Source organism: Actinokineospora sp. UTMC 2448 (genome assembly GCF_024760565.1).
In the GTDB taxonomy this organism is placed as follows: domain Bacteria; phylum Actinomycetota; class Actinomycetes; order Mycobacteriales; family Pseudonocardiaceae; genus Actinokineospora; species Actinokineospora fastidiosa.
The window spans coordinates 5,406,083-5,429,418 of record NZ_CP031087.1; the positions used below are offsets into that span (position 1 = coordinate 5,406,083).

21 protein-coding genes are annotated in these 23,336 nt (G+C 73.5%); 8 read left to right on the plus strand and 13 right to left on the minus strand.

What is annotated here, in order from left to right; genetic code table 11:
• Positions 1-2: 2 nt before the first annotated feature.
• The 4 genes from Actkin_RS24680 to Actkin_RS24695 form a co-directional block, all read right to left on the minus strand.
• The gene (locus Actkin_RS24680; protein ID WP_258904421.1) at positions 3-446 is read right to left on the minus strand and encodes a hypothetical protein; all 444 of its coding nucleotides are present in this window, start codon (positions 444-446) and stop codon (positions 3-5) included.
• Between the two features lie 15 nt (positions 447-461).
• Positions 462-1,061 (minus strand): hypothetical protein, encoded by a 600-nt coding sequence (locus Actkin_RS24685; protein WP_258904422.1) that lies wholly within the window; start codon positions 1,059-1,061, stop codon positions 462-464.
• A 102-nt stretch (positions 1,062-1,163) separates the two neighbouring features.
• Positions 1,164-4,541 (minus strand): pyruvate carboxylase, encoded by a 3,378-nt coding sequence (locus tag Actkin_RS24690; RefSeq protein WP_258904423.1) that lies wholly within the window; start codon positions 4,539-4,541, stop codon positions 1,164-1,166.
• Between the two features lie 134 nt (positions 4,542-4,675).
• Positions 4,676-5,431, minus strand: coding sequence for a discoidin domain-containing protein (locus Actkin_RS24695; RefSeq protein WP_258904424.1), 756 nt, complete (start codon positions 5,429-5,431; stop codon positions 4,676-4,678).
• 270 nt (positions 5,432-5,701) lie between these two features.
• On the opposite strand from Actkin_RS24695, the gene Actkin_RS24700 reads away from it, so the two are divergent.
• Positions 5,702-6,574, plus strand: a complete 873-nt coding sequence (locus tag Actkin_RS24700; protein ID WP_258907987.1) for a pentapeptide repeat-containing protein — start codon at positions 5,702-5,704, stop codon at positions 6,572-6,574.
• Between the two features lie 173 nt (positions 6,575-6,747).
• Here Actkin_RS24700 and Actkin_RS24705 read toward each other — a convergent pair whose 3' ends face one another.
• Complete coding sequence (locus Actkin_RS24705) at positions 6,748-7,866, minus strand: S8 family peptidase (protein WP_258904425.1); 1,119 nt, start codon at positions 7,864-7,866, stop codon at positions 6,748-6,750.
• Positions 7,867-8,123: 257 nt separating this feature from the next.
• Here Actkin_RS24705 and Actkin_RS24710 point away from each other — a divergent pair, with 257 nt between their 5' ends.
• Positions 8,124-9,521, plus strand: coding sequence for a coiled-coil domain-containing protein (locus Actkin_RS24710; protein WP_189213377.1), 1,398 nt, complete (start codon positions 8,124-8,126; stop codon positions 9,519-9,521).
• A gap of 491 nt (positions 9,522-10,012) precedes the next feature.
• Here the strand turns inward: Actkin_RS24710 and Actkin_RS24715 are convergent, their stop codons facing one another.
• The 4 genes from Actkin_RS24715 to Actkin_RS24730 form a co-directional block, all read right to left on the minus strand.
• Positions 10,013-10,771: a S1 family serine peptidase gene (locus Actkin_RS24715; RefSeq protein ID WP_189213378.1), complete on the minus strand. Its 759-nt coding sequence runs from the start codon at positions 10,769-10,771 to the stop codon at positions 10,013-10,015.
• Between the two features lie 97 nt (positions 10,772-10,868).
• The gene (gene recG, locus Actkin_RS24720; protein ID WP_258904426.1) at positions 10,869-13,058 is read right to left on the minus strand and encodes an ATP-dependent DNA helicase RecG; all 2,190 of its coding nucleotides are present in this window, start codon (positions 13,056-13,058) and stop codon (positions 10,869-10,871) included.
• A gap of 52 nt (positions 13,059-13,110) precedes the next feature.
• Positions 13,111-13,653: a DUF3515 domain-containing protein gene (locus Actkin_RS24725; RefSeq protein ID WP_189213380.1), complete on the minus strand. Its 543-nt coding sequence runs from the start codon at positions 13,651-13,653 to the stop codon at positions 13,111-13,113.
• A 19-nt stretch (positions 13,654-13,672) separates the two neighbouring features.
• On the minus strand, positions 13,673-13,906 hold the full coding sequence (locus Actkin_RS24730) for an Lrp/AsnC family transcriptional regulator (RefSeq protein WP_189213381.1): 234 nt from the start codon (positions 13,904-13,906) through the stop codon (positions 13,673-13,675).
• Positions 13,907-14,009: 103 nt separating this feature from the next.
• Here Actkin_RS24730 and Actkin_RS24735 point away from each other — a divergent pair, with 103 nt between their 5' ends.
• The 4 genes from Actkin_RS24735 to Actkin_RS24750 all read left to right on the plus strand — a co-directional run bounded on the left by Actkin_RS24735 (position 14,010) and on the right by Actkin_RS24750 (position 17,526).
• The gene (locus Actkin_RS24735; RefSeq protein ID WP_229787520.1) at positions 14,010-14,963 is read left to right on the plus strand and encodes a thiamine-phosphate kinase; all 954 of its coding nucleotides are present in this window, start codon (positions 14,010-14,012) and stop codon (positions 14,961-14,963) included.
• 30 nt (positions 14,964-14,993) lie between these two features.
• Complete coding sequence (locus Actkin_RS24740; protein WP_258904427.1) at positions 14,994-15,473, plus strand: GNAT family N-acetyltransferase; 480 nt, start codon at positions 14,994-14,996, stop codon at positions 15,471-15,473.
• Between the two features lie 133 nt (positions 15,474-15,606).
• Positions 15,607-16,278: a uracil-DNA glycosylase gene (locus tag Actkin_RS24745; protein ID WP_229787521.1), complete on the plus strand. Its 672-nt coding sequence runs from the start codon at positions 15,607-15,609 to the stop codon at positions 16,276-16,278.
• A gap of 60 nt (positions 16,279-16,338) precedes the next feature.
• Positions 16,339-17,526 carry an MFS transporter gene (locus Actkin_RS24750; RefSeq protein WP_258904428.1) on the plus strand — a complete coding sequence of 396 codons (1,188 nt, stop codon included), beginning with the start codon at positions 16,339-16,341 and terminating at the stop codon, positions 17,524-17,526.
• Between the two features lie 28 nt (positions 17,527-17,554).
• On the opposite strand, the gene rpmB is transcribed toward Actkin_RS24750, so the two are convergent.
• On the minus strand, positions 17,555-17,746 hold the full coding sequence (gene rpmB, locus Actkin_RS24755) for a 50S ribosomal protein L28 (RefSeq protein ID WP_189213385.1): 192 nt from the start codon (positions 17,744-17,746) through the stop codon (positions 17,555-17,557).
• Between the two features lie 131 nt (positions 17,747-17,877).
• On the opposite strand from rpmB, the gene Actkin_RS24760 reads away from it, so the two are divergent.
• Entirely contained in the window at positions 17,878-19,500 is a 1,623-nt protein-coding gene (locus Actkin_RS24760; RefSeq protein WP_258907988.1) for a fatty acid kinase ATP-binding subunit FakA, read from the plus strand.
• Between the two features lies 1 nt (position 19,501).
• Here the strand turns inward: Actkin_RS24760 and Actkin_RS24765 are convergent, their stop codons facing one another.
• Together Actkin_RS24765 and Actkin_RS24770 are read right to left on the minus strand one after the other, a co-directional pair.
• Positions 19,502-20,578, minus strand: a complete 1,077-nt coding sequence (locus Actkin_RS24765) for a D-alanine--D-alanine ligase family protein (RefSeq protein ID WP_258904429.1) — start codon at positions 20,576-20,578, stop codon at positions 19,502-19,504.
• Between the two features lie 111 nt (positions 20,579-20,689).
• Positions 20,690-22,120 (minus strand): MocR-like pyridoxine biosynthesis transcription factor PdxR, encoded by a 1,431-nt coding sequence (locus Actkin_RS24770; protein ID WP_258904430.1) that lies wholly within the window; start codon positions 22,118-22,120, stop codon positions 20,690-20,692.
• A gap of 69 nt (positions 22,121-22,189) precedes the next feature.
• Here Actkin_RS24770 and Actkin_RS24775 point away from each other — a divergent pair, with 69 nt between their 5' ends.
• Positions 22,190-22,828 (plus strand): pyridoxamine 5'-phosphate oxidase family protein, encoded by a 639-nt coding sequence (locus Actkin_RS24775; protein WP_258904431.1) that lies wholly within the window; start codon positions 22,190-22,192, stop codon positions 22,826-22,828.
• On the opposite strand, the gene Actkin_RS24780 is transcribed toward Actkin_RS24775, so the two are convergent.
• A complete protein-coding gene (locus Actkin_RS24780) occupies positions 22,815-23,243 on the minus strand; it encodes a cysteine dioxygenase (protein ID WP_258904432.1) in 429 nt (142 codons plus the stop codon). The two genes, Actkin_RS24775 and Actkin_RS24780, sit on opposite strands and share 14 nt — an antisense overlap.
• Positions 23,244-23,336: the final 93 nt, after the last annotated feature.

The window sequence follows — 23,336 nt, forward strand, 5'->3', positions numbered from 1 at the left end:
CCTCAGATGTAGCGGCAGGCCTCGTACATCGTGTCGAACAGCTTGTCCAGCTCCGGCTCGGGCAGGTCCTCGGGCGCGTCGACGTAGCGCTTGGCCGCCGCTGTGCAGGCGGCCACCTCGTCCTTCTCGGTCTCCAGGCTGGACAGCTTGCCCTCCTGGGACTCCAGCTCGTCGAGGGCGGCCCTGGCCTGATCCTCGGCGTCGCCGAGGCCGTCCTTGGCCGCGGCGACCTCGCGCTCCTTGTCGGCGACCGCGGCGGCCACGCGGTCGGACTCGGCCTTCTCGCCGAAGTAGAACACCGTGAACACGCCCGCCGCGATGGCGAACAACGCGGCCAGCACGGCCAGCACGACGACCGGCGCCTTGCTCCTGGCCTGCGGCGGCTGCGCCGGGGGCTGCTGGGCCGCGCCCCATCCGGCGACCTGGTCGGGTCCGGGGAAACTCATCGCAGGGCTCCTGGCTCAGCAGTTCTGGAACATGGTCTGGACGGCGGCGCGCAGCTCGGCGTCGGTGCCGGACTCGGCCACGATGAGCGTCTCGCGCACCCGGTCGGCGCACCGGCGCAGGCCGCTGATCTCGCGCTCCAGCGCGGCGATGTCCTTGCCGGCGTCGTCGGCCTTCGCCTGGGAGCTGGCCGCGGACTCCGTCGCCTCCTCGGTCTTGCGCTGCGTCGAGGACAGCTCGCTCGTCAGCGCGGTGAGCTTGTCGTTGTGCGCCTTGGTGTCGTCGGAGGCGCCCAGCCACAGGAAGACCATCACGCCCGCCGCGGCCAGGAACACGACCATCGCGACGGCGAGCAGCGGCACCGCGGCGCCGCCCTTGCGCCTGGGCGCCTGCTGCTGCGGGAACCCGCCGGTCTGGGCGGGGAACGAGCCCGAGCCCGGGTATCCGGGCTGGGCGGGCAGCGGTCCCGACGCCGGGTAGCCCGGCTGCGCGGGCATCGGCCCCGACGCGGGGAACCCCTGGTACGGCGCGGCGCGGAAGCCACCCGGCGGCGTGGGCTCCCCGGCGGGGGAAGGCTGGTATCCCGGCGGCTGGTGGCCGGGCGGCTGGTCGGTCATGTCTCCCCCACCGTGGTGGCTTGTCGGGCACCGGAGTCTAACGACCCGGCGCCCGACCCAACCCCGGAAGCAGCCAACAGCGACCAGACCGCCCACCAACCGTTACGACGAAAGCTCCACCAGGAGATCGCCGCCCTCGACCTGCTGGACCTTGCCGATGGCCACGCGCGACACCGTGCCAGCGCGCGGGGAGGTGATCGCGGCCTCCATCTTCATCGCCTCGATCGTGGCGATGGTGGCGCCCGCCTCCACCGCGTCGCCCTCGGCGACCGACAGCGTGACCACGCCCGCGAACGGCGCGGCGACGTGGTTGGCGTTGCCGCGGTCGGCCTTCTCGGCGGCGGGGGCGTTCGACGCCACGGACCGGTCGCGCACCTGCACGGGCCGCAGCTGCCCGTTCAGCTTCGCCATGACCGTGCGCATGCCGCGCTCGTCCGGGTCCGACACCGCCTCGATCTCGATCAGCAGCGTGACGCCCCGGTCGAGCGGGACGGCGTACTCCTTGCCGTGCTCCAGCCCGTAGAAGAAGTCCTTGCTGGCCAGCACGCTGGTGTCGCCGAACTGCTCGCGATGGGCCAGGAACTCCTTGGTCGGCCCGGCGAACAGCAGCCGGTTCAGCGTCGCGCGCCGGTTCTCGGCAAGGCCCGCGCGGTCCTCGTCGGTCAGCGCGACCATGCCCTTGGGCGCGGGCCGCCCGGCCAGCGCCTTGGTGCGGAACGGCTCGGGCCAGCCCCCGGCCGGGTCGCCGAGCTCGCCGTGCAGGAAGCCGACGACGGAGGCCGGGATGTCGAAGCGGCCGGGCTCGTTCTCGAACTCCTTGGGGTCCACGCCCGCGCCGACGAGGTGCAGGGCCAGGTCGCCGACGACCTTCGACGACGGCGTCACCTTCACCAGCCTGCCGAGCATGCGGTCGGCGGCGGCGTACATGGTCTCGATCTCCTCGAACCGGTCGCCCAGCCCGAGCGCGACCGCCTGGGTGCGCAGGTTCGACAGCTGGCCGCCGGGGATCTCGTGGTGGTACACCCGCCCGGTCGGCGAGGGCAGGCCTGCCTCGAACGGCTTGTAGACCTTCCGCACGATCTCCCAGTACGGCTCCATGTCGCCCACGGCCTGCAGCGACAGCCCGGTCTCCCGGTCGCTGTGGTCGGTGGCGGCCACGATCGCCGACAGCGACGGCTGCGACGTCGTGCCCGACATCGACGCCACCGCGCCGTCCACGGCGTCCACACCGGACTGGATGGCCGCCAGGTAGGTCGCCAGCTGCCCGCCCGCGGTGTCGTGGGTGTGCAGGTGCACCGGCAGGTCGAACTCCTTGCGCAGCGCGGTGATCAGCCGGGCGGCGGCGGGCGGGCGCAGCAGGCCCGCCATGTCCTTGACGGCCAGCACGTGCGCGCCCGCGCCCACGATCTGCTCGGCGAGCTTGAGGTAGTAGTCCAGTGTGTACAGCTGCTCGGCCGGGTCGGACAGGTCGGCGGTGTAGCACAGGGCCACCTCGGCGACCGCGGTCCCGGTCTCGCGCACGGCCTCGATCGCGGGCCGCATCTGCTCGACGTCGTTGAGCGCGTCGAAGATGCGGAAGATGTCGATGCCGGTCCTGGTGGCCTCCTCGACGAACGCGGAGGTCACCTCGGTCGGGTACGGGGTGTAGCCGACGGTGTTGCGCCCGCGCAGCAGCATCTGCAGGCACAGGTTCGGCACGGCCTCGCGCAGCGCGGCCAGCCGCTCCCACGGGTCCTCGGCGAGGAACCGCAGCGCCACGTCGTAGGTCGCCCCGCCCCAGCACTCCAGCGACAGCAGCTCGGGCATCGACCGCGCCACGTAGGGCGCGACGGCCAGCAGGTCGCGGGTCCGCACCCGGGTCGCCAGCAGCGACTGGTGCGCGTCGCGGAAGGTCGTGTCGGTGACCCCGACGGCCCGCGACTCGCGCAGCCAGCGGGCGAAGCCCTCCGGGCCCAGCTCGACCAGCCGCTGCTTGGAGCCCGCGGGCGGGTCCGCAGACAGGTCGACGGCGGGCAACTTCTCCCGGGGGTCGATCACCTTGGGCCGCTCGCCGTGCGGGCGGTTGACCGTCACGTCGGCCAGGTAGGTCAGCAGGCGGGTGCCCCGGTCGGCGGAGTGCCGGGCGGTCAGCAGGTGCGGGCGCTGCTCGATGAACGCCGTGGTGACCCGGCCTGCCTGGAAGTCGTCGTCGTCCAGCACGGCCTGCAGGAACGGGATGTTGGTCGCCACGCCGCGGATGCGGAACTCGGCGATGGCCCGCTTGGCCCTGCGCACCGCGGCGCCGAAGTCGCGGCCGCGGCAGGTGAGCTTGACCAGCATGGAGTCGAAGTGGGCGCTGACCTCGGCGCCGACGGCGGTGCCGCCGTCGAGCCGGATGCCGCCGCCGCCCGGGGAGCGGTAGGCGGAGATCTTGCCGGTGTCCGGGCGGAAGCCGTTGGCCGGGTCCTCGGTGGTGATGCGGCACTGCAGCGCAGCGCCGCGCAGGTAGACGACGTCCTGGGACAGCCCGAGGTCGGCCAGCGTCTCGCCGGAGGCGATGCGCAGCTGCGACTGCACGAGGTCGATGTCGGTGACCTCCTCGGTCACCGTGTGCTCGACCTGGATGCGCGGGTTCATCTCGATGAACACGTGCTCGCCGCGGGTGTCGAGCAGGAACTCGACGGTGCCCGCGTTCTTGTAGCCGATGTGCCTGGCGAACCTCACCGCGTCGGCGCAGATGCGGTCGCGCAGCTCCGGGGCCAGGTTGGGCGCGGGCGCGATCTCGATGACCTTCTGGTGGCGGCGCTGCATCGAGCAGTCGCGCTCGTAGAGGTGGATCACGTTGCCCTCGCCGTCGGCGAGGATCTGCACCTCGATGTGCCGCGGGTCGACCACGGCCTGCTCCAGGAACACGGTGGCGTCGCCGAAGGCCGACTCGGCCTCGCGCATCGCCGCCTCCAGCGACTCGCGCAGCGCCTTGGGGTCCTCGACCCGGCGCATGCCCCGGCCGCCGCCGCCCGCGACGGCCTTGACGAAGACCGGGAAGCCGATCTCCTCGGCCTTGGTCAGCAGCGCGTCGACGTCGGTGGACGGCTCCGACGAGCGCAGCACCGGCAGCCCGGCCTCGCGCGCGGCGGCGATGGCCCGCGCCTTGTTGCCGGTCAGCTCCAGCACGTCGGCGTCGGGGCCGACGAAGGTGATCCCGGCGTTGGCGCACGCGCGCGCGAGGTCGGGGTTCTCGGAGAGGAAGCCGTAACCGGGGTAGACGGCGTCGGCCCCGGCCTTCTTGGCGGCGTCGATGATCGCCTCGACGGACAGGTAGGCGCGCACGGGATGGCCGGGCTCGCCGATCAGGTACGCCTCGTCGGCCTTCATCCGATGCGGCGAGTTGCGGTCCTCATGGGGGAAGACCGCCACGGTCCCGGCCCCGAGTTCGTACCCGGCCCGGAACGCCCGGATGGCGATCTCACCGCGGTTGGCGACGAGCACCTTGCGGAACATGCCCGACTACCTCCAGCTCCCTAGGGGTTCGGTCGGAGGAGGTTACCGCGATTGTCCCGCCCATCGGGAGGATCGTCCCACGTGACGGGCACGACCTCACACAGCGGTTGACACCCCGGTGAGGCTGTTCCCGCTCAGCCTGCCGGACGGACGGTGACCTCGTGCACCCCCAGGGGGGTCGCACCGGGCACGATCCGCACCCGCGTCGCCCGCCCTCGGGGCAGCGGCAACTCGGTGTACGGCCCGGCCAGCGCGCCCACCGTGCGCCAGCCGCCCCCCATTCTCACCTGAACCTTCCCCCCGCGCTCGGTGTCGGCCCCCGCCCGCACCACGATCGCCGACGCCGTCGGCCCGGGGGTCAGCGGGAGCTCGACGGGGGCGGCTGTGACAGTGAACACGGTAGCCGGGTCCCCGTCGGCCGCCTTGCCGACCGGACACCCGATAACGCTCAAATCCCGCACGACGAGCCACTGCGCCTGATCGGCGGTCGACCGCAGCCGCAGGTACCGGATGTCGGCACGCACCCGAACCTCATGCAGCGGCCCGTCAAGCCGGGCGACGGTGTACCAGTGGCGTCCGTCGACGGAGAACTCCAGAACCCCGCGATGCAGATAGTCATTCGGCCGATCCGACTTCCCGAGCGCGAGCCGCACCCCGTGCACCCGCCGAACCCGCCCGAGATCCACCACAACGGCCGCGCCTTTCACGGCAGGCCCCGCGCTCCAGTAATAGGTGCCGGGATCCCCATCGGCCATCCGATCGGGGATGTGATCGCCATGGTGACCGAAAGTGCTCGACACCGTACTGGGCGAGACTGCATAAGCGGAGTCATAGGCCAGCACCGCCGCCCTGACAAACGCACCCTGCCCTTCCGGCACCTCAACCCCCATAAGCGCCAACCGAGCCCCCCAAGCCCGCCCCGGCGGCCCCACCACCAACCGCACAGCCGCCCGAACAGCCTCCCCCCGCTCCCCCAACTCCACCCGCACAACCTGATCAACCCGAGCCGCCACCTTCGCCAACTCCCGATCGCCACGCCGGTAAGCCGCCCATAACTCCCCCAACGCCGCCGCCACCCGCACACCCTCCACCGCACCTACCCGCCCGGCGCCACCCTGCCCGGCGCCACCCGGCGCGGCCGCGGCCTGCACCACGCTCACCTGCGCAGCACCGATCTGCACCTCACCAGCCCGAGTGCCACCAGGTTGCGGCGGGCCAGCCTGCGCCGCGCCAACCTGCGCCGCGCCAACCTGCGCCGCGCCAACCTGCGCCGCGCCAACCTGCGCCGCGCCAACCTGCGCCGCGCCAACCTGCGCCGCGCCAACCTGCGCCGCGCCAACCTGCGCCGCGCCAGCCTGTGCGGTGCCAACCTGCGCGGCACCAGTCTGCACCTCACCAGCCCGAGCCTCACCAGCCTGCGCGGGGCCATCCTGCGCACTGCCAACCTGCGCGGCGCCAGCCTGCGCGGCACCGATCTGCACCTCACCAGCCCGCGCACCGCCAGCTTGCGCGGCACCACCCTGCGCTTCACCGGCCTGCGACTCACCGGTCCGCGCGCCACCATCCCGCGCCGCGCCACCCTGCGCGCCGCCAGTCCGCTTCCCACTAACCGGCGCTCCACCGGCCTGAGCGCCACCAACCTGCGCCCCACCGACCTGCGCTCCACCGGACACGGCGACCCGCACCCCACTGACCTGCATGCCGCCGCCCCGCGACCCACCACCCCACGCCCCACCGGCCTGCGCCTCACCAGTCAGCGCCCCATCAACCCGAACCCCACCACTCCGCGCACCACCAGCCCGCGCCCCACTGCCCCCAACGTCGACAGACCCCGCCCCGACAGACCCCGCCCCGACAGACCCCGCCCCGACAGACCCCGCCCCGACCGGGGGTCTAACCGCCCTTTCCTTCCAGGGTACCGGCGGTTGGATCTTGTCAATAGGGCTCGCGGGCGGGCTGTGGATAACCGCGGCGGCGGGGCCCGCGAGGGCGGTGGGGATGGCGAGAGCGGCGGAGGCCAGGCACGCGGCTAATCGGCCAGGACCTTGGGGCACAGCGGTCCCTCCGGTATGCGACGCGCGTCCGACTACCGGACGCACGCCGCATCTTGGCAAGCCTTTCCAGGCTTGACCAGTTCCGTCACCCATTTGGACTCGTGTGCCGGTCACCACAGAGTGGATCAACGGCACGGTGGTCCGGGGGGTGGTCACCTCCAGAACGGGCCGGTGTAGAGGATCTTGTTCGGGGACTCCGCGGGCAGGTTGCAGACGCCGGGGCTGGCGTTGCGGACCAGGGCCGCCTGGACCTGGGCGGGGGTGGCGTCCGGGAACAGGCCGAGGACCAGGGCCGCGCCACCCGTGGTGTGCGCCGTCGCCAGCGAGGAGCCGGAGATCGTCGTCGTCGCCGTGTCGGACGTGTGCCACGGGCCGGGAATCGAGAGGCCGGGGGCGTACAGGTCGATCGCGGAACCGTAGTTGCCCTGGGGGGCAACGCAGTCGTCGCGGCCGATGGCGGCGCTGGTGATGGCCTCGGTGACGCGGGCAGGGGAGAAGTTCGCGGCGGGCTGGCGGGAGGAGCCCGACGTGACCGAGTACGTGATGCCCGCGGCGATCGAGCGGCGGACGGCGTCGTCGAGGGCCTGGTTGGCCGGGCCGCCCAGGCTGACGTTGACCACCGACGGGCCGGAGGCGTTGCGCGTGATCCAGTCGATGCCCGCGATGACCGTGGAGATCGAGCCGGAGCCGGAGTCGTTGAGGACGCGGACCGGGACGATCTTGACGCCCTTCGCCACGCCGTACGTCCTCGCGCCGACGAGGCCCGCCACGAAGGTGCCGTGGCCGTTGCCGTCGTTGGGGTCGGTGTCGTTGTCGACGAAGTCGTAGCCGCCGCTCACCCGGCCGCCGAACTCGGCGTGGGTGGCGCGGACGCCGGTGTCGAGGACGTAGGCGGTGACGGCGCTCGCGTCGGTGTTCCAGCGGTAGCGCCCGTCTAGCGGCAGCCTGCGCTGGTCGATGCGGTCGAGCCCCCACGGCGGGTTGGACTGCTCGCCGTAGGCGCGCACCGGGGTGTCGGCCACGACGTAGTCCACCGCCGCATCGGCGGCATACGCGCGGAGTTGTCGCGCGGTCAGTTCGGCGGCGAAGCCGTTGAGGACGGCGAAGCGGTGGTGGACGACACCGCCGTGGCTCTGCGCCGACACGGTTCCCGGCTTGAGCACGACGATGTAGTCGCCGGTCGGGGCGGCGTGACCGGGCTGGGCGAGCACGGCCGAGAAAGTGAGGACGCCTGCCGCGAGCACGGACAGGCGGTGCAGGGGTTTGGCCATGATCCCTGTCTAGGACGCGCCCGAGGATGGCGGCAATCATCCCCAGTTGCCGGCCCGGAACTCGACACGCCCTCAGTTGTGGGCAAGATCGATATTACCGGCAGAAATTAACCGTGACGTCGGATTAACTACTCCAGGTGACCCACTATGGTGAGCCAATGCCCTCTGATGACGTCGAATCCCCTGATCGTCTTCCGCACTTCGACACCGTTCTCCGGGGGTATAACCCCCGTCAGGTGAACGAGCGGGTCACTCGTTTGACGTACGACCTTCGGCACGCGACGAAAGACCGCGACGACGCCGCGGCGAAGGTCGCCGAACTGACCAAATCCCTCGGCTCGCTCCAGCAGCAGCTGCTGGAGACCACCACCCGGCTCAACCGCATCTCGGCCAACCCCAACAGCACGGAGGGCATGACCGAGCGGGTCCGGCTGATGATGCAGCTGGCCGAGGAGGAGATCGCCGAGTTCAAGCGCCAGGCCGACGAGTACGGCGCCAACACCCGCGCCGAGGCCGAGGCGTGGGGCGCCGCGCACCGGCAGGAGGCCGAGGCGGCCGCGACCCGCATCCGGACCACCGCCGAGGAGCAGGCCGCCGAGACCGGCCGCAGCGCCGAGGCGTACGCGGCCAACGCGCTGAAGAAGGCCGACGAGCAGGCCGCCGCGATGCGCGCCGCCGCCGAGAAGGACGCGGCCGAGCTGCGCGCGCGCCACGAGCGCATGCTGGCCGAGCTGGAGCAGCGCCGCGCCCAGCTGGAGGCCGACTACAAGCGCAACCACGAGCAGCTCGACGCCGAGTACGAGCAGATGCGCGCCACGCTGACGGCCGAGCACACCAAGCTGATGGCCGACTCGCGCGCCGAGATCGAGGCCCACACCAAGGCGAACGAGGCGCGCATCGCCCAGCTCGACGCCGACGCCGCCGCCGAGCGCAAGCGCCTCGACGACGAGGCCACCGAGCTGCGCAACCGCCTGAACAGCGAGGCCGAGGAGCTGCGCACCCGGCTGGAGCTGGAGTCCGAGCAGCGCCGCACCGAGGCGGAGGCCGCGTCGGCAGCGGAGATCGCCGCGACCCGCGCCGCCGCGGAGGAGTCCCTGGCCGCCCGCATCGCCGAGGTCGACGCCGACATCGCCGCGCGCCAGTCGGACGCGGACGCGCGCATCAGCGCCCAACTGGCCGACGCCGACCAGAAGGCGGCGGCTTTGGTCGCGGACGCGCGAAAGCAGAAGGCCGACACCGAGGAAATGCTCGCGGAACTACGAAAGACGACCGACGAGCAAATCACCGCGCAGTTGGCCGACGCCGACCAGAAGGCCGCCGCCCTGGTCGCCGACGCGGAGAAGCAGAAGGCCGAAACCGAGAAGGCCATCGCACTCGCCCGCGCCGAGGCCGACGCCGAAATCGCCGACAAGCGCGCCGAGGCCGACGCCTACGCCAGCCGCGTCACCGCCGAGGCCGACGCCAAACTCGCCGAGGCGACCGAACGCCACACCGCCGCCACCGACTTCCACGAGCGCGTGTCGGCCCAGGTGACCAGCGCGTTCTCGCTGCTGGAGGAGGCGAAGCGCCACTTCACCCCGGAGCAGGCGACACCGAAGCCCGCCAAGAGGAACGACCAGAACCGCAACGGCACACCCGCGCCGGCCAACCGCTGACCCACCGCGGAGGGGCGGGCCGTGGGCACACCCACGGCCCGCCCGCGCTGTTCCGGGCTGATGGTGCGGGGGACGACAGTGGGCGGCGACGGTCGAACGAGGGCGGCGGGCCGGTTGTCACACGGCGGCCAGGGCAGGCGCTGCGGCGGACAAGCAGCCACCGCACAGGGCTGCCGCGGGCGTCGGACACCATGAAGTGGTTGGTGTGGGCCTCGTTCTCGCTAGCCCCCTGCCGGGCGGCGACGGGACGCACTCGTGGTCGCCGTACGGGTGGCCGGGGCGGGGAGCCCGCGGATGGGGTTCGGTGTGGATGGTTGCCATCATCGCGCGTAGGGCGTGGATAAGCGGGGGCATCGGCGCAGGGTGAGGTCGGGCAGTGCAGGCGAGGTGGCCGGTCAGGACGACGGCGACTGTGCGGCGCCGAGCAGGAATGTGGCCGCGGGCCTCACATCGACCGTGGTCGGTGGCAAGTCCACCCGGTGCCCACCGGATCAGACGCCGGTCTCCTCCGTGATCCAGGCGCGGATTCCGGGGTGGGCGATGTTGGTGTAGATGCCGTAGAACCGGGGCCGCGCGCAGCCGTGGCCCCACGACACCAGGCCGACCAGGGTCGCATGGGCGGTCAGTGGGCCGCCGGAGTCGCCCTGGCAGGAGTCCTTGCCGCCCTCGGGGAGGCCCGCGCACAGCATTCGGCTGGAGATGGCCTCCTCGCCGTAGGAGTCCTGGCAGGTGGCCTCGTCGACGATCGGGACCTCGACGCCGCGGAGGTGGTCGGGGGAGTCGCCGAACTCGGAGATGGCGCCCCAGCCCACCACCAGCGCGGGGGTCATCGGGGACGGGGTCTGCGTGGCGACCTCGACGGCCTCGACCCCCGCCGTGCCCAGCGGCAGCGGCTCGGACAGGCGGACGATCGCCACGTCGAAGTCGTTGGCCTCCACGTCGTAGCGCGGGTGTTCGGCGACCTCGGCGACGGCGAGCACGTGGCCGCCCTCGGCGTGCAGGGAACTGCCCGCGCGCACCGTCAACTGCGCGGGGCGCACATCGATCGTGCAGTGCGCGGCCGTCAGGACCGCCGTCTCGGTGACGATCACGGCGCCGCAGCGGTGCTCGCCGTCGGACTGGAGGCTCACCGTCCACGGGACGTCCTCGATCGGGACCTCCTCGCCGCCGACGATGCGCTCGTCCGCCGCGGCCGCGGGCGCGACCAGGGCCAGCGCGGACGTCAGCAGAGCCACCCAGAACCGCCGCATGCGATCACCCTCCCCCACCGGACCTTTCCGCACCCGGTGGCGGCGCGCCAAGGGCATTCACCCGCTGATGCCGGGGGTGTCGCCCATCCGAGCGGCGTCAGGCCTTCTCCAGGTACTCCGCGCGATCGTCGGCGACCAGCTGCCCGGCCATCGCCGCCAGGCCGGGGAACTCCGAAAGCGCCGGGTCGGCCGACACCAGCGCCTGCGCGACCGTGCGCGCCTCCTCGATGATGTCGGCGTCCTGCAGCAGGGAGAGCATCTTCAGCGCGGACTTCGCCCCGGACTGGCTGGCGCCCAGGATGTCGCCCTCGCGGCGCATCTCCAGGTCCAGCTGGGCCAGCTCGAATCCGTCCAAAGTAGACGCGACGGCGGCCAGCCGCTCGCGGGTCGCGGTGCCCGCGGGCATGTCGGTGACCAGAAGGCACAATCCCGGCGCCGAGCCCCGGCCCACCCGGCCGCGCAGCTGGTGCAGCTGCGACACGCCGAACCGGTCGGCGTCCATGATCGCCATGACCGTCGCGTTGGGCACGTTGACGCCGACCTCGACGACGGTGGTCGCCACCAGCACGTCGATCTCCCCGGCGGCGAACGCGCGCATCACCGCGTCCTTCTCGTCGGCGGGCAGCCTGCCGTGCAGGATGCCCACGCTCAGCCCGGACAGCGGGCCGTCGGCCAGCATCGGCGCCACGTCCGACACCGCCAGCGGCGGGCGCTTGCCGGAGTCGCCGTCGGGATCGGACACGTCCTCGGCCGACTCGCCGTCGCCGATGCGCGGGCACACGACGTAGGCCTGGTGGCCCTTGCCGACCTCCTCGCGGATGCGCTCCCACGCCCGGTCCAGCCAGGCGGGCTTCTCCGACACCGGCACCACGCTGGTCGAGATCGGCGAGCGGCCCGCGGGCAGCTCGCGCAGCGCGGAGACCTCCAGGTCGCCGTAGACGGTCATGGCGACGGTGCGCGGGATCGGGGTCGCGGTCATGACGAGCACGTGCGGGCTGGTCTCCCCCGCGCGCCCGCGCAGCGCGTCGCGCTGTTCCACGCCGAAGCGGTGCTGCTCGTCCACCACGAGCAGGCCGAGGTCGGCGAAGGTCACCTTGTCCTGGATGATCGCGTGCGTCCCGACGACGATCCCGGCCTCGCCGGAGACGATGTCCAGCAGCGCCTGCTTGCGCGCGGCCGCGCCCATCGATCCGGTGAGCAGCACGACGCGGGTGGCGGTGTCGGCGGCGCCGAGCTGACCGGCCTGGGCGAGGTCGCCGAGCAGGTCGGTGAGCGAGCGGGCGTGCTGGGCGGCCAGCACCTCCGTCGGGGCGAGCAGCGCGGTCTGGCGGCCGGAGTCGACGACCTGCAGCATCGCGCGCAGCGCGACGACGGTCTTGCCCGAGCCCACCTCGCCCTGCAGCAGGCGGTTCATCGGGTGCCGCTCGGCCAGGTCCGCCGCGATCGCGGCGCCCACCTCCGCCTGGCCCGCGGTGAGGGTGAACGGCAGCCGCTCGTCGAAGGCGTCGAGGATGCCGCCGGACTTCACCGGGCACTCGGGCGCGGGGCGCGCGTGGGCCGCGGTGCGGCGGCGGGCCAGCGCCAGCTGCACGGCCAGCGCCTCGTCCCACTTGAGCCGGTGCTTGGCGACCTGGAGGGCGGCCTGGTCGGCCGGGCGGTGGACCGTGCGCACCGCGTCCTCGTAGCCGGACAGGCCCAGCCGCTCGCGCAACGGCTCGGGCATCGGGTCGTCGATGTCGGTGAGCATGTCCAGCGTCTGCCCGACGCACTTGGCGATCTGCCAGGACTGGATGCGCGCCGTCGCCGGGTAGACCGGGATCATGCCGCCCGCGAACTCCTCGACCACCTGCGCCGCCGGGATGTCGCCGCTGCCGTCCTCGGCCTCCAGCAGCTGATAGTCGGGGTTCGCGAGCTGCAGCTTGGTACGGAAGGCCGTCACCTTGCCCGCGAACAGCGCCATCATGCCCGGGCGCAGGCGGTCCATGTGCCACGGCTGGTTGAAGAACGCGCATTCCAGCGACCGCTTGCCGTCGGTGATGACGACCTCGACGATCGACCCGCGCTTGGTGCGCATCTGGCGCTTGTTGACGGACACGACCTGCGCCATGACCGTGACGTGCTCGCCGACCTCCAGGCCCGCGATGTCGGTGAGCTGCCCGCGCTCGGCGTAGCGGCGCGGATAGTGGCGCAGCAGGTCGCCCGCGGTGCGCAGCTCGAAGGCCGCGGCCAGCGCGTCGGCCGACTTCTTGCCCACCACCTTGTCGAGGCGCTCGTCCAGCGCGACCATCACGTCCCTCCCGTCGCGCCGAATTATGTCGGCCGAGGGCGACATTCCCCGGCTAGGGGTCGACCGGCTGCGCGGCCAGCTCCGTCCCCACGATGGTCGAGATCGTCTGAAGTGGACCGCTGCCCGCGCTGTCGGGCATGGTCAGCGCGACGTACACCGGCCGGTCGACGATGAACCACGTGGTGGACAGGTCGCCGCGCACCGGCAGCCACTTGACGCCGGAGACCTCCTGCAGCGCCGAGGTCGGCGTCAGCTCGGGCGGTTTGCGCAGCCCGCAGCGCAGGACCACCGGATCGAGGCGCTCGCCCCACGCCTTGGCGCCCGCGGGCGCGGGGTCGGCCAGCGGCAGGGCGGCCAGGACGCCGCCGTTGCTCGGCACCTCGGCGGGCAGCGCGGCCAGCAGGTCGGCGCAGTCCGGCGACGTCGACTGCGGCGCGTCCACCGGGACCAGGCCCAGCGGCCCGGTCTGGGCCATCGGCTGGTCGGCGTCGGGCGCGAACCGGCTCGCCACGATGACGCCCACGGCGAGCAGTCCCACCAGGACGGCGGCCGCGACGACCGCGGCGCGCGGCGGTGCGGTGCGGGGCTCGGTCACCCCTTAACTAGACCACGGGCTACAGGTGGACCACCGGGCAGGTGAGCGTCCGAGTGATGCCCTCCACAGCCTGGATGCGGGCCACGACGAGCTGGCCCAGCAGGTCGACGTTGTCGGCCTCGGCGCGCACGATCACGTCGTAGGGACCGGTGACGTCCTCCGCGGTGGTCACGCCGGGGATGCCGGAGATCTCGGCGGCCACGGCGGCGGCCTTGCCGACCTCGGTTTGGATCAGGATGTATGCATGGACCACGGCGCGCCCCTTCGCGGCTTGTAGTCGTCAACGGGTAGGAACGTGTCGTGAAACGTACCCCACTCGCCGCGTTTAGTGGGGATTCCGACAATTGGAGGACCATGTGGGCGATGTCGAGGAGACGGTGGCCGACGTGGGCGAGTTCGCCCTGATCCGGCGCATCACCGGCGGCCGCCCCAAGGGCGCGGCGACGCTGCTGGGCCCGGGTGACGACGCCGCCGTGCTCGCCGCGCCCGACGGGCGCGTGGTCGCCTGCACCGACGTGCTCGTCGAGGGCGTCCACTTCCGCTTCGACTGGTCCCCTCCCACGCAGGTGGGAAGCAAGGCCGCAGCGGTGAACCTCGCCGACATCGCGGCCATGGGCGCGACGCCGACGGGCCTGCTGGTCGGCCTGGCCTGCCCGTCCACCACGCCCGCGTCCGTCGTCGACGAACTGTCCGCCGGGCTGGCCGCCGAGGCCGCGCGCGCCCGCGTGGGCGTCGTGGGCGGCGATATGGCCCGTTCGGACACGTTTGTGATATCGGTCACCGCTTTAGGCTCGCTGGACGGGAGAGCCCCGGTCACCCGATCCGGCGCGATGCCCGGGGACGTCGTCGCGGTGGCGGGCAAACTCGGCTGGAGCGCGGCCGGTTTGGCCGTGCTGGGGCGGGGATTCCGGTCCCCGGTGACGGTGGTCGGCGCGCACCGCGTGCCCGCGCCGCCGTACGCCGCGGGTCCCTCGGCCGCGCTCGCGGGCGCGACGTCGATGATCGACGTGTCCGACGGCCTGCTCGCCGACCTCGCGCACATCGCCGAGGCCTCCACTGTGGCCATCGATCTGGTGGGCGGGCTGATCCCGGTGGACCAGCGGCTGATCGAGGTCGCCTCCGCGCTCGGCGCCGACGCCCGGCACTGGGTGCTGACCGGCGGGGAGGACCACGCCCTGGCCGCGACGTTCCCGTCGGCGTCCTCGGTGCCGCCGGAGTTCCGGGTGATCGGCTCGGTGACCCGGGGCGCAGGCGTCACCATCGACGGCAAGGCCTACACCGGCGACCCGGGCTGGCAGCACTGGCGCTGACCCCGGACCTGGGAGAATGGGCTCGTGCGCATGGAGATCCGAGCCTACGACCACGCCGACTCGCAGGCGTTGATCGCCGAGGTCCAGCAGGAGTACGTGGTCCGCTACGGCGGACCGGACGAGTCCCCCGTCGACCCCGCGGAGTTCGCCCCGCCGCTGGGCCTGTTCCTGGTCGGCTACGAGGACGGCGTCCCGGTCGCCACGGGCGGCTGGCGCAGCCACGGGACCGACGCCGAGATCAAGCGGATGTACGTCACCGGGAAGGCCCGCGGCCGCGGGTACGCCCGGCGCATGCTCGCCGAGTTGGAGGCCACCGCGCTCGCCGCCGGCCACGAGCGGCTGATCCTGGAGACCGGTTCGAAGCAGCCGGAGGCCGTCGCCCTCTACCGCAGCGCGGGTTACGTCGACATCCCCGCGTTCGGCCACTACGCCGACGCGCCGCTCTCGATCCACCTCGGCAAGGTCATCAAGGCGGACAGCCCGTGCCAGTCCGCGCCCTCGGCGACCTGACACCGACGCCCTCGGGTTCGGCGCCGGTGAACGGATCGGATCAGCCGAGGCGATGACGGCCGCGAACGTCCAGCGGCATATCGGGGTCTCCCTGCCGGGGCCGAGGTGGCCGGGCTGAGTAGGGTTCTCCGGCGTGACGAAGCCGTTGAGCGAGATCGTCGAGGCCGGGTGGGCCAAGGCGCTGCAGCCGGTCGAGGACCAGATCGCCGCCATGGGGCGGTTCCTGCGCGAGGAGATCGCGGCCGGGCGGCGGTACCTGCCCGCGGGCGAGCACGTGCTGCGCGCGTTCCAGCAGCCGTTCGACGCGGTGCGGGTCCTGATCGTCGGCCAGGACCCGTATCCGACGCCGGGCCACGCCGTCGGGCTGTCCTTCTCGGTGGCGCCCGGGGTCGCCCCGCCGAAGAGCCTCGTCAACATCTACAAGGAGTACTGCGCCGATCTGGGCCACCCGACCCCGTCGAGCGGCGATCTGACGCCGTGGGCCGACAACGGCGTGCTGCTGCTCAACCGGGCGCTGACCGTCGAGCCGCACAAGGCGAACTCCCACCAGGGCAAGGGCTGGGAGCAGGTGACCGAGCAGGCGATCCGCGCCCTCGCCGAGCGCGGCGGGCCGCTGGTGGCGATCCTCTGGGGCCGCAACGCCCGCAACCTGCGGCCGATGCTGGGCTCGGTGCCGGTCATCGAGTCCGCGCACCCGAGCCCGCTGTCGGCCAGCTCCGGCTTCTTCGGCTCGCGGCCGTTCAGCCGCGCCAACGCGCTGCTGGTGGAGCAGGGCGCCGAGCCGGTGGATTGGAAACTGCCCTGACTGCGGCTGTGCGAGTGAATCCCGCTCCCACGGGGGTTCCCGGGCGCTAGGTTGGCAGGGGTGCGGGGGACTCGGGATCTGGCGCTCGTGGCGAGCGGCGCCGCGGTGTCGCTGTTCGGGACCGCGGTCACCCTGATCGTCCTCCTGTTGCACGTCAAGGACTTCGGCAGCTACGCCGTCGTGGGCGTGCTGATCGCGGAGTTCGTGCCGGTGTCGCTGGCCGCGCCGCTGGCGGGCCTGCTGGTGGACCGGCTGCCGAACCGCAGGCTGATGATCGCGGGCCAGCTGCTGCAGGCGGGCGCGGTCATCGTCGTCACGACCGTGCTGCACAGCCTGCCGCTCATCCTGGTCACGCTGGTGGTGCTCGGCTGCGGCACCGCCGTGGTGAACCCGGCGGCCGCGGCGCTGATCCCGGCGATCTGCGGCGAGGACCGCTCCGCGCGCGGCTACTCCTGGCTGGCCTTCGGGCGCGGCACGGGCATGCTGGCCGGGTCGGCGGCGGGCGGCCTGCTGGTCGCCGCGCTGGGCACGCGCGACGCGCTGCTCGTCGACGCGGGGACCTATCTGGCGCAGGCGGCGCTGCTGTCGTTCGTCCGCACCGAGCGCGATCCGCGCGGGCGGGAGCGGCAAACCGGGCGCGACGCGGCCACGGCTGGCCTGCGCCTGCTGGCCGCCGACCCGGTGCTGCGCGTCGCGACGGTCTGCCTGGCGGTGGCGTGCGTCGGGGTGATGTTCGCCGACGTGGCCACCGTGTTCTACGTGACCGGGGTGCTCGGCGGCGGCGCGGCCACCCTGGGCCTGCTGCACGCCTGCTGGATGCTCGGCGTGCTGACGGGCGCGCGGGTCGCCGTGCGGCTGACCAGCCAGCGCGCGCTGCTGCTGGGCCTCGGCACGGCCTGCGCGGTGATGGGCGTCGGAATGCTGATCCCCGCCGCGCTGCCGTTCACCGCGCTGGCGGCGCTCGGGTACATCGTCGGCGGGGCGGCCAACGGCGTGCAGAGCGTCACCAACCAGGGCATCGTGCGGGCGCGCAGCCCGGAACACCTGCGCGGGCGCGCGTTCGCGGCCGCGGGCGCGGTGCTGGTGGGCGCGAATGTGCTGGGGACCGTGCTGGGCGGGGCCGTCGTGGCGCTGATGGGCCCGCGTCAGACGTTCGTGCTCGCCGGGATCGCCACCCTCGCCGCGGGCGTGGCCGCGCTGCTGGCGCTGCGCGCGGTGGACACGACGAAAACGGCGCCGGTGACCTGAGTCACCGGCGCCGCCTGAAAGTCTGGGTTCAGCCCCGGACGACCTTGCCCGCCTTGATGCACGAGGTGCACACGTTCATCCGCTTCCGCTGGGAGATGCCCAGCTTGGCGTGGACGGTCTGGATGTTCGGGTTCCACCGGCGGTTGGTGCGCCGGTGGGAGTGCGAGACCGACTTGCCGAAGCCTGGCCCCTTGCCACAGACGTCGCACACGGCAGCCACGTCAGACACTCCTTCAAGGTTGCAGTACACAGGCTCGGGCGTGGCCCGAGCGGTCGTCCCAGGGTAGCCGGTCGATATTCCCGACTCCAAACCGGGGCTAGTCTGCCCCGGACGGAAGGGAGTCGGCGGTGCTGGAGGCGCTGGACGCGGGCGAGGTGCGCCGGTGGGCGGCGGCCTGCGTGGAGTCGCTGGACGCGCACCGGGCGCTGATCGACCGCATCAACGTCTTCCCGGTCGCCGATGGTGACACGGGCTCGAACCTCCTGCACACCCTGCGCGCGGCCCTGGAGGCCCTGCTGCGCGCCCCGTCTGCGGACCGCTCGACCGCGGGCGCGGCGCTGACCGTGCTGGCCAAGGGCGCGGTGACCGGCGCGCGCGGCAATTCCGGGGTCATCGCCTCGCAGTTGCTGCGCGGGATGGCCGAGGCGGCGTGGTCGGCCCCGGTGGTGGACGCGGGGGTGCTCGCGGCGGCGCTGGCCCAGGGGTCCCGGCGCGCCCGCGCGGCGGTGTCCGAGCCCGCCCCGGGGACGATGCTGACCGTGCTGGCGGCAGCGGCGCGCGGGTCGGGCGACTCGCTGCACGACGTGGCGCTGAACGCGGCGCGGGCCGCGGCGGCCGCGCTGGACGAGACGCCCGCGCAGCTGCCCGTCCTGGCCGAGGCCGGGGTCGTCGACGCGGGCGGGCGCGGCGTGGTCGTGCTGCTCGACGCGTTGGTCGCGGTGATCGCCGGGGAGCCGGTGAGCACGACGGCGGCGCGCGTCGACGGCGTGCCCCGGCCGCCGGACACCGCGGTCGTCGCCGCCAGGGAGGGCGGGTCGGAGCTGTACGGGTACGAGGTGATGTACCTGCTGGAGGACGCGTCGGCCGAGAGCGCGGACCGGCTGCGGCGCGCGCTGGAGGACCTGGGCGACTCGGTGTCGGTGGCCGGGGACGGGGACGGGCTGTGGACCGTCCACGTGCACTGCAACGACATCGGCGGGGCCATCGAGGCGGGGATCGACGCGGGCAGGCCGAGGCGCATCCGGGTCGCGCGCTTCGCCGACGCGGTCCCCGACGGCCCGGCGCGGTACGTCCGGGAGCGGGCGGTGGTGGCGCCCGTGCGCGGGGACGACCTGGCGGACCTGTTCCTCGCCGAGGGGGTGGCGGTGCTGCGCGTCGACGACGGCCTGCCGCCGACGCCGTACGAGTTGTTGCAGGTCATCACCGGCACGGGCGCGGCGCACGTGACCGTGCTGCCCGGTCATCCCGACCTGACGGCGACGGCCGACGAGGCGGCGGCGCGGGCGGTGGCCGCCGGGCAGGACGTGGTCGTGGTGCCGTGCGCGTCCCCGGTGCAGGCGCTGGCCGCCCTGGCGGTGCACGACCCGAGGCGGCGCGCCGGGGACGACGTCGTGGCGATGGCCGAGGCCGCGGCGGCGACCCGGCGCGGCGAGGTCGTGGTGGCCGACGCGGACGCGATCACCTGGATCGGGCCGTGCGCGCAAGGGGACGTGCTGGGCTTTGCCGACGGCGAGGTCGTGCTCATCGAGCCCGGCCCGGCGACCCCCGACGCGGTCTCCCGCGCGGCGGTGGGCGTGGTGGACCGGATGCTGGCGGCGGGCGGGGAACTCGTCACCGCGCTGCTGGGCGCGTCCGCGCCGGACACGCTGGCGGACGCGCTGGCCGAGCACCTGCGGCTGACCCGCCCGGAGGCCGACCTGGCCGTGCACCGGGCAGGCCAGGGCGACGCGGTGCTCGTCCTGGGGTTGGAGTAGGTCAGCGCAGCCCGGCGCCGCGGGCGATCGCGGTGTCGATCAGCGTGGACACCAGCGTCCGGTAGTCCACGCCGGTGACCGCCCACATCTTCGGGTAGGCCGAGGTGGGGGTGAACCCGGGCATCGTGTTGACCTCGTTGATGATCAGCGAGCCGTCCTCGGCGACGAAGAAGTCGACCCGGGCCAGCCCCTGGCAGTCCAGCGCCCGGAACGCGGCGACGGCCGTCGCGCGCACCCGCTCGGTGACGGCGTCGTCGAGCTTGGCGGGGATGTCGAGGTCGCCGACGTCGAGGTACTTGGCCTCGAAGTCGTACCAGTCGACGCCGTCGTTCAGCCTGATCTCGGCGGGCTGGGACGCCTCCACGCGGCCGTCCGGGTACTCCAGGACGGCGCACTCGACCTCGCGGCCCGCGATCGCGGCCTCGACGAGCACCTTGGGGTCGATGGTCCGCGCGTGCTCGACGGCGGCGGGCAGCGCTGCCCACTCGGTCACCTTGGTGATGCCGGTGGACGAGCCCGCGCGGGAGGGCTTGACGAAGACGGGCAGGCCCAGGTGCGCGCGCTCGTCGTCGGTGAGGTCGGCGCGCCCGCGGGGCAGGTCCACGTACCGCCCGATGGGCAGCGACTCGGCGGCGAGGACCTTCTTGGTGAACCCCTTGTCCATGGCGACGGCGCTGGCGAGCACGCCAGCGCCGACGTAGGGGAGGCCGACCATCTCCAGCAGCCCCTGGATGGTCCCGTCCTCGCCGTACGCGCCGTGCAGCACGGGGAAGACGACGTCGACGGAGGAGAGCACCTCCCCCTCCCGTCCCGGCTCCAACAGCACCAGCGCGTCGGCCGCGGCGGGCAACGTCAACGCGGTCCCCTCGGACACGCTGGGCAGGGTCCGCCCGGAGATCCGCAGCCGCTCAGGATCGGACGGCCCGAGCACCCACCGACCCGCGGGCGTGATCCCCACGGGCACGGCCTCGAACCGCTCGGGGTCGAGGTGGGTCAGCACACTCGCCGCGGACACGCAGGAGACCGCGTGCTCGGTGCTCTGCCCGCCGAAAACCACCGCAACCCTGATTTTGCCCATGAATCGGGACCCTACCCGGATGGCCCAACCCCCTGCCGACGACCGGCCCAGCACGGAAGGCATGCGCCGAGCCCCGGGAACGCCGTCGGTTCGCGGGACAGGGCGTGCGGTTCAGAGAACCGCGGCGCGATCCGGGTTTTTCCCCGCACCCTTCCGCGCGGACTTCTCCGTCTCCCTGAACAGTTCCACCAGGACCGGCAGGGCCGCCTTCAGCTGCTCCCGCGAGCACGCCGCATAGCCCAGTGCGAGGCCGAAGCGGAGGGCGCGGGCGTTGTGGTGGCGGACCAGGCCGTCCAGGCGGAGGCCGCGGCGGGCGGCGCTGGCGATGAGGGCGCTCTCGGCGGCGGCCGTGGGCAACGGGATGACCAGGTGCGCGCCCGCGTCGTCGCCCAGGAAGGGGACTCCGCCCGCGGTGAGGGCGTCGACCAGCAGGGTGCGGCGCTCGGACATCTCGCGGCGGACCTTGCGCAGGTGGCGGCCCAGGTCGCCGTTGCGGGCGAGTTCGACCAGGACCAGCTGGCCCGCGGGCGACGGGCCGATGCCGGTGCGGTCGCGGTGTTCCAGGACGGCGGAGACGACCGGGGGCGGGGCAACCATCCAGCCCGCACCCAGGGTCGGGGTGAGGATCTTGCTGGTGGTTCCCAGGTGGACGACGACGTCCGAGGCCAGGGCCGCCAGCAGCGGCAGCGGCGCGACGTCGTAGCGCAGTTCGCCGTCGTAGTCGTCCTCGATCACCAGCCAGCCCGCCTGACGCGCGCGTTCCACCAGTTCCACGCGCCGCGCGGCGGACATGCGGCGGCCGAGCGGGTACTGGTGCGCAGGCGAGCAGTAGACCGCCCGCACCGCCGCGGGGAGCGCGTCGACCAGCAGGCCGTCGCCGTCGACCGGGGCCGGGATGACGCGCAGGCCCGCCGTGCGCATGGTCGCCACCGCGCGCTGGTAGCCGGGTTCCTCGACGGCCACCGTGTCGCCCCGGCGCAGGACGGCGGCGGCCAGTTCGGCGACCGCCGCGGTCGTGCCGCCGGTGGCCAGGACCGAGTCGCCGTCGTCCACGCGCAGACCGCGGTGGCGCAGCAGGTGTTCGGCCACGACCGCCCGGTACGCGGGCAGGCCCGCGCGTCGCGGGCCGGGCAGCGGGGCGGCCTCGGCGGCGCCGCGCCACGCCCGGCGCCAGGCCGCCCGGTCGATGCCGCCCGCCCACGGCGATCCCGGCGTCAGGTCCACGTCCGGCGCGGACAGCACGCCCACGCGCGGGCGACGCGGACGGGACCGGGGCGACCCCGGCGGCGCGGTGGTGACGTACGTCCCCGACCCGTGCCGCCCGGCGATCCAGCCCTCGGCGTGCAGCTGCTCGTACGCCGCCGCCGTCACCGTCCGGCTGACGTCCAACTGCGCGGCGAGCGCCCGGGTCGAGGGCAGCCGGTCGCCCGCGCGCAGCCGCCCGTCGGCGGCGGCGGCGCGCAGGGCGTCGGCCAGCTGGACGGCCAGCGGCGTGCCCGACGACCTGTCGACGCTCACCGGCAGCGCGGGGCTCTCCGCCACAAGTGGCCTCCTCGACTAATCCGGACGTGGCACTACCAGGATGCCACTCGACAGCACTACGGTCGACCCGTGACCGACCTGTCCCCCACCGACCGCAGCACGATCCGCCGCGGCAAGGCCCGCGCGGTGACCGACCGGGCCGTGCTCCACCGGATCCTGGACGCGGGCCTCGTCTGCCACCTCGCGGTGGTGCTCGACGGCGCCCCGCTGGTCCTGCCCACCGGATACGGCCGCGACGGCGACACCCTCTACCTGCACGGCTCGACCGGCGCCCGCAGCCTCCGCGAGGCCGACGAGGTCTGCGTCGCCGTCACCCTCCTCGACGGCGTCGTCTACTCCCGCTCGGTGTTCGACCACTCGATGAACTACCGCTCGGCGGTCATCCACGGCCGGGTCCGCGCGGTCACCGAGCCCGAGGCGAAGCTGCACGCGCTGCGCGTGCTCACCGAGCACCTCGCCCCCGGCTCCTGGGACCACGCCCGCCGTCCCACCGACAAGGAGCTGGCCGCGACCCGCGTCCTCGGGCTCGACCTCACCGAGGCCGCCGTCAAGGTGCGCGAGGGCGGCCCGATGGACGAGGACGACGACATCGCCGCCGACGCCGTCTGGGCGGGCGTCCTGCCGATCACTCAGCAGTGGGGCGAGCCGGTGCCGTCCCCGGACCTGCGCGGCGACCACGCGGTCCCCGAGCACGTCAGGAGACGGTGAACCCGCCGCGCGGGGGCCGCTCGCCCCGGTAGACGTGGATCGACACCGCCGGGTCCGCCGAGTCGTTGCGGACCTGGTGGGCGTACCCCGGGCCGAAGACGCGCGACTGACCGGCGGCCAGCGCGTGCTCGCCGGCCCCGACCCGCTCCGTCAGCGTCCCGGTGACGACGGTGAACGCGCCGCTGGCCCACCCGTGGTCGTGCAGGTCGGTGGCCTGCCCCGGCAGCCAGCTCAGCAGCCACACCTCCTGGTCGAGCGTCCGCTCGACCAGGGCGGCGAAGCGCTCGTCGGGGTCGTAGCGCAGCAGGTGCGCCCAGCGGGCGCGGTCGGCGGCCACCTGCCGGGCGATGAGCACCGGGTGCGCGGCGGCGGGGGTGCCGCCCAGGGCGACAGTGTTCGGGGGCACTGCGAACATGAGGGGTCTCTCTGGTGGTCGGATGAACGGACGCGGGGCGGTTCACCGACAGAGACAGAGCGCGCTGGCCGCCCGGCCGAGGTCGATGGGACC

Bases quoted from the DNA above. Each gene is read 5' to 3' on its own strand.
- Actkin_RS24765 (WP_258904429.1), bottom strand. From the start codon at position 20,578: ATGGGCAAAATCAGGGTTGCGGTGGTTTTCGGCGGGCAGAGCACCGAG.
- Actkin_RS24685 (WP_258904422.1), bottom strand. From the start codon at position 1,061: ATGACCGACCAGCCGCCCGGCCACCAGCCGCCGGGATACCAGCCTTCC.
- Actkin_RS24740 (WP_258904427.1), top strand. From the start codon at position 14,994: ATGGAGATCCGAGCCTACGACCACGCCGACTCGCAGGCGTTGATCGCC.
- recG (WP_258904426.1), bottom strand. From the start codon at position 13,058: ATGGTCGCGCTGGACGAGCGCCTCGACAAGGTGGTGGGCAAGAAGTCG.
- Actkin_RS24705 (WP_258904425.1), bottom strand. From the start codon at position 7,866: ATGGCCAAACCCCTGCACCGCCTGTCCGTGCTCGCGGCAGGCGTCCTC.
- Actkin_RS24780 (WP_258904432.1), bottom strand. From the start codon at position 23,243: ATGTTCGCAGTGCCCCCGAACACTGTCGCCCTGGGCGGCACCCCCGCC.
- Actkin_RS24680 (WP_258904421.1), bottom strand. From the start codon at position 446: ATGAGTTTCCCCGGACCCGACCAGGTCGCCGGATGGGGCGCGGCCCAG.
- Actkin_RS24715 (WP_189213378.1), bottom strand. From the start codon at position 10,771: ATGCGGCGGTTCTGGGTGGCTCTGCTGACGTCCGCGCTGGCCCTGGTC.
- Actkin_RS24690 (WP_258904423.1), bottom strand. From the start codon at position 4,541: ATGTTCCGCAAGGTGCTCGTCGCCAACCGCGGTGAGATCGCCATCCGG.
- Actkin_RS24695 (WP_258904424.1), bottom strand. From the start codon at position 5,431: ATGGGGGTTGAGGTGCCGGAAGGGCAGGGTGCGTTTGTCAGGGCGGCG.